This window comes from Pseudoalteromonas sp. SG41-5, from assembly GCF_014164495.1.
Classification (GTDB): domain Bacteria; phylum Pseudomonadota; class Gammaproteobacteria; order Enterobacterales; family Alteromonadaceae; genus Pseudoalteromonas; species Pseudoalteromonas rhizosphaerae.
Map to the genome: position 1 here is coordinate 1 of NZ_JACJFH010000155.1, position 5,948 is coordinate 5,948.

The 5,948-nt window shown below is 40.6% G+C and carries 3 protein-coding genes and 1 pseudogene; 3 read left to right on the forward strand and 1 reads right to left on the reverse strand.

Annotation, left to right across the window (positions count from 1 at the left end; genetic code table 11):
- Positions 1-180 (forward strand): annotated as a pseudogene (locus H5232_RS21875) (IS630 family transposase); the annotation flags it as partial.
- Between the two features lie 142 nt (positions 181-322).
- Here H5232_RS21875 and H5232_RS21880 read toward each other — a convergent pair.
- A complete protein-coding gene (locus H5232_RS21880; protein ID WP_182831512.1) occupies positions 323-1,948 on the reverse strand; it encodes an alpha-glucosidase family protein in 1,626 nt (541 codons plus the stop codon).
- 722 nt (positions 1,949-2,670) lie between these two features.
- On the opposite strand from H5232_RS21880, the gene H5232_RS21885 reads away from it, so the two are divergent.
- Both H5232_RS21885 and H5232_RS21890 read left to right on the forward strand, forming a co-directional pair.
- Complete coding sequence (locus H5232_RS21885) at positions 2,671-5,421, forward strand: TonB-dependent receptor (protein ID WP_182831513.1); 2,751 nt, start codon at positions 2,671-2,673, stop codon at positions 5,419-5,421.
- 104 nt (positions 5,422-5,525) lie between these two features.
- Positions 5,526-5,948: tryptophan 7-halogenase (locus H5232_RS21890; RefSeq protein WP_182831514.1), on the forward strand; the 423-nt coding region annotated here is incomplete at its 3' end.

The following is a 5,948-nucleotide window of genomic DNA, read 5'->3' on the forward strand; positions in this document are numbered from 1 at the left end:
CCGGAGTTAAATCCAATAGAGCAAGTATGGAGTTGGATACGGCAACACTGTTTATCTAATCGTGTGTTTAGTGGTTATGAAGAAATAGTCGAACAGGTTTCGCAAGCGTGGAATAAATTCATTTCAGTCCCAGATACGGTTAAAAGCAAATGCTCTAGAGACTGGATAAAATTGACTTAATCTTTATGCAGATTGGTATTATTTAAAGAACTATAGTTGATAAAGAATCAAAAAATCGGCCACAATATAGATTATGACCGATTACTCTTTTTCGAAAAGGAAATTACAATCTTGCAAATCCCTTTTATATTACTAAAAAATATTAACTAACGGCTGCGTAAAAACAACCAAAACCGGGTAGGGTAAGGGTTTGTTTCTCTAAGCTGCCATTGTGATGATTCAATTCTGTATGTTGCACAATATCAGTGTGTTCAATGTTGAGGCTTGCAGGCTCTTGAGCTAGGTTAAATACGCACAACATAGTTTGGCCTGCAAAACGACGGTAAAAAGCTAACAATGGCTCAGGGGTATTAATAAATTCAATATCGCCTTCGAGTAAGATAGCTTGTTGCTTACGCCATGTCATAAAATGGCGGAACGCATTTAGAATCGAATCACTATCGCTATCTTGTTTGCTTACAGTCTGGTGTTTGTGGTTTTCGTCAACAGGTAACCAAGGTTTCGTTGCAGAAAATCCGGCCTGTTCACCGTCATCATTATGCCATGGCATAGGCGTACGACAGCCATCTCGGCCTTTAAAGTTTGGCCAAAAAGTTATCCCATATGGGTCTTGTAAGTCTTCAAACGCCACACTTGCTTCACCAAGACCTAGCTCTTCACCTTGGTACATACATACACTACCGCGCAATGAAGCGAGTAGGGCGGTAAGCATTTTACACTGCGCAGGGTTTACTTCACCATTGTTACTCCAACGACTAGCAACACGTTCTACATCATGGTTACTAAAGGCCCAGCAAGGCCAGCCTTCTGTCATTCGTTCTTCCAATGTCTTAACCGTTGTACGAATATACTCACTGCTATAATCATTGGTTAGTAGCTCAAAACTGTAACCCATATGCAGTTTATCGCCACCGGCGGTGTATTCAGCCATAGTAGCAAGTGAATCCTCGGATGATATTTCACCCAAAGACACGGTACCAGGATATTTGTCTAACAGGGTACGAATATCTTGCATAAAGCTAATATTTTCAGGTTGGGTATTATTATAATGGTGATACTGAAAAGCATACGGATTATCTTCGCTAAAACCACGGCCTTGGCGTTTTTCTGGCGGTTTAGCTGGGTTATCACGTAGCTGTGCATCGTGATAACAAAAGTTAATTGCATCTAGGCGAAAACCATCTACCCCTTTTTTAAGCCAAAACTCAACATTATCTAATACTGCTTGACGTACATCTGGATTATGAAAATTAAGATCCGGTTGTTCAGTAAAAAAGTTGTGTAAATAATACTGGCCACGACGCGGCTCCCATTGCCAAGCAGGGCCACCAAAAATTGAAAGCCAGTTGTTTGGCTGGGTGCCATCTGGTTTTGCATCAGCCCATACATACCAATCAGATCTGGCGTTAGTTTTGTCTTCTCGGCTATCTAAAAACCATTGATGTTGGTCTGATGTGTGGCTCAATACTTGATCAATAATAATTTTAATATCGCGTTGATGAGCTTGTGCAATGAGCTCGTCAAAGTCATTAAGATCGCCAAAAAGAGGGTCTACGTCACGATAATCGCTGATATCATAGCCAAAGTCTTTCATTGGTGATTTAAAAAATGGTGAGATCCAAATAGCATCAACACCCAGACTTTTAATATAGTCTATCCGGCTGATGATCCCTTTTAAATCACCAATGCCGTCACCGTTGGTATCTTGAAAACTGCGCGGATAAACCTGATAAATCACGGCACCCTTATACCACTGCTGTTGAGCCATTTTTTTCTCCATCGTGACAACACTCCCCATTTTACCCTAGCAATTATTACTGTTTAGAAATGGTGTGTTCGTAATCTTGTTAGCAGTTCGATTAAAGCAAACTACGTTATTTTTTAAAAAGCATACGTGAAGGGCTTGATACTGTAAAAAGGATGCATACGTATGCATGCTAAATAGATCGCTTTGATAAGGAAAACAGCTTCTGAAAAACCTATTAACAAAGGTATGTGAGCGGCAAATAGATGTTTACCAATTCTCGTTTTCGTATCATTAACAAAGTAGCAAATCCAACTTGGTGCATATTATATGGGTTCTGTAGCGTTATGGTGCAGCGCCATTAATGGTCTTACCAATTGGCATTTTGTGAGGGGGGCGATCGGGACTCGAATGCAAAGTGTGAATGCACTAATAATTAAGGTATTAAACTGTAAATCGCCGCGCTGAAGGAGCTCGATGCAGTACATATTTCTTTTATAAAATAGAATGATCAATTATCCCCTCTTTATACCTATAAAAACAAGGTGTTGCCATTATTTGTGTGAATTTTTTGTTAACTTTGTTGGTTTTGTACTAGCCTGAATACGTATGCATAAAGTTGTTAAAAAAATAAGGCGGGCGTTAATATTCATCCTGACAACAAAATAGCTAACAAATGGTTTGCTTCTATCACAAGCAACTCGCTAAAAGTTAGTAATATAAAATTGGGTAACGGGAAACACATCATGTCTATGTTCAAACCAAGTATATTAACAATTGCACTTGCAACCGCAGGCTTAACTAGCATGTCAGGTTTTGCAGCTGAGCAACAAACAACTGCGAATGAAGATTTAGAAGTCATTGAAGTGAAAGGTTTTCGTCGTAGTTTAATTCAAGCTATTGACACTAAGCGTTTCAGCAGCTCAGTAGTAGAGGCAATCTCAGCAGAAGATATTGGTAAGTTACCAGATTCGTCTATTGCAGAATCAATTGCGCGTCTACCTGGTCTTGCCGCGCAACGATTAGATGGCCGTGCAAGTTCAATTACTATTCGTGGTATGGGCGAAGACTTTAGTACCACAACATTTAATGGTCGTGAGCAAGTATCGATTGGTGATAACCGTGGTGTTGAATACGACTTATACCCGTCAGAAGTGATCAGCGAAGTTGTTGTATACAAAACGCCAGACGCATCTTTAACGACTCAAGGGATTGGCGGTACCGTTGATTTACGCTCTACGCGTCCTCTCTCAGCCGGTGAACAATCAATTACTGCAAATGTGCGTTTTGAACAAAACGAAATGGATGCAGTTAATCCAGAAATGGATAATAAAGGTTATCGTGGTTCGTTTGGTTATGTAGATCAATTTGCTGACGATACCATTGGTGTTGCATTTGCTTATGCCCACATGGAATCACCAAATCAAGAACAACGCTGGAATGCATGGGGTTATGATCCAAGTGGTGCTGACGGCAATTTACGTTTACAGGGCGCTAAGCCTTATGCACGTTCATCAGAGCTAACAAGAGATAGCTTTTTAGGTGTGCTTGAATTTGCACCATCAGATAAACTGCATATTACCGCCGATGCGATGTATGTTGATTTTGAAGATAAGCAAATATTACGAGGCATAGAGCTGCCATTAAATTCAGGTCGTGCAGATACAAATTATGAAACGTTAGCCACCAATGGTGGCGTTGTTACTCAAGGCCAAGTTAATAATATTAAAACCTTAGTTCGTAATGACGTAAACTTCAGGACTGCTGATTTACTCGCGCTTGGTTTTAACGTTGAATACGATATAAATGACAGCTGGCAAGTGGCTGCTGATGTGAGTTATTCAAAGGTTGAACGTGATGTCTGGGGTCTTGAAAGCTATGCAGCGACAGGACGTGGTGACAACGAAGGCCTTGGTGATAACCTACAATACAGACTTGACAGTGGTATGGCTGGCGCCATTTTTACCCCTACACTTGATTATTCAGACCGCGATTTATTTCAACTGGGTGCAGCGCGTACTTGGGGGAGTAGTGCTGTTGGTGGCGATGGTCAAGATGGCTTTTTAAATAGACCACATGTTGAAGATGAATTAGCATCATTAAAGCTCAGTGCAAAAACGTTTATTGAAAATAGTCCGATAAGCCAAGTTGAATTTGGTGTTAACTACAGCAGCCGTGAAAAAGATAAACAAGATACCGGTGAGTACCTGCGCCTCAAGCAGTATCCTGAAATGGTGCGTATCCCAGATGAATATTACCTAGGCTCAGTATCACTTGATTTTATTGGTATGGGTGACATGATTGCATATGATTCGTTAGCCCTATACAACAGCGGCGCGTACGATTCATTTAATCAAGCTGATACTGATACAGGCCGTTGGGCAAATATTTGGACTGTACAAGAGGATATTTTAACTGCCTATGTTAAAGCTGATTTAGATACTGAATTGTTTGGTTTACCTGCACGCGGCAACGTGGGCTTGCAAATTGTAAATACAGATCAAAGCTCTGACGGTTATGCGGTTGATTCAGATCCGGATACAGGCCTTGTCCGTGTACAATCAAATAGAGCAGGCGACAAGTATACTGAATTTTTACCAAGCTTGAACTTGAACTTATCGTTGACTGAAGATCAAATGCTACGCTTTGGTTTAGCTCGTACAATGTCGCGTTCACGTATGGATCGTATGAATGCAAGTAACAGCTACAGCTTTGATGCGGCAAAAAACAACGTTACAACACCACCGACTAATCTAGAAAATTCACCGTGGAGTGCAAGTGGCGGTAACCCAAGTTTGCGTCCTGTTATTGCTAATCAAATCGACTTATCGTATGAGTATTACTTTAGTGCGGAAGGTTATTTTGCAGCTGCTTTATTTCATAAAGACATAGAAGATTGGCAGTTCAACACGCAAATAGTGGGTGATTTTGCTGATGTTGATACACCTAATGGTGAAGTGCCGATCACTAACCAAGGTCTAGTGAGCGCATGGGATAACGTAGGCGATGCAAAAGTATCAGGCCTTGAGTTAACAGCGACATTACCAGGTAATATACTCAGCGATAGCCTTGAAGGCTTTGGTACAGTTATTAGCGCTACCTTTTTAGATTCTTCACTTGATAACCTCAATGGTGAGAAAGAAGAAATTCCAGGTCTACCAGATAAAGTTTATAACTGGACACTTTATTATGAAAACTACGGTTTTCAAGCACGTGTGAGTATGCGTTACCGCTCTGACTTCTTAGGTGAAGTAAATGGTCTATCATTAGCAAGAACAACGGTCGTTGTTGCAGAAGAGACTATCTGGGATGCCCAAATTGGTTACGATTTCTCTGAGTCTAGCATTGAAGCATTACAAGGTCTTACTGTATCGCTACAAGCACAAAACTTAACTGATGAGCCGTTTGTAACTTATCATGACGGCAATAAAGCAACGGTACGTGATTATCAAAGCTATGGGGCTAATTATTTATTAGGCTTTGCTTATAAATTTTAATTAAATATACCCAAGTCAGTATGATTCAGTTGTATTAAACGCGATTGAGACAAGATACTAGGGATCTCAATAGAGATCCCTTTTTTATTTGTGAGGAGTGATAAATGAAAGCGATAGAAAAAATTGTTATCTTAGGCGGCGGCAGTGCAGGTTGGATGACCGCTGCGATGTTAGCAAAAGTGTTTTCTAAGCAGCTATCAATCACTTTAATAGAATCACCCGATATTCCAACTGTTGGTGTAGGGGAGGCAACTATCCCTGCGATACAGACTTTCAACAATGTCTTGGGGCTTGATGAACACGTTTTTTTAAAGCGCACTCAAGGCACTTATAAACTTGGTATTCAATTTGAAAATTGGGGCCAACAAGGCGATAGTTACCAGCATGCATTTGGTGATATTGGCAGAGGGCTTGGGATCACCCCATTTCATCACTTTTGGCTCAAAAGCAACCAAAGCAAAACAACGCAAACCTTATGGGACTTCAGTGTTAATGCCATAGCGGCAAACCATAATAAATTCCACCCA

Excerpts from the sequence above, each read along its gene's own strand:
- H5232_RS21885 (WP_182831513.1), top strand. The coding sequence starts at position 2,671 with ATGTCTATGTTCAAACCAAGTATATTAACAATTGCACTTGCAACCGCA.
- H5232_RS21880 (WP_182831512.1), bottom strand. The coding sequence starts at position 1,948 with ATGGCTCAACAGCAGTGGTATAAGGGTGCCGTGATTTATCAGGTTTAT.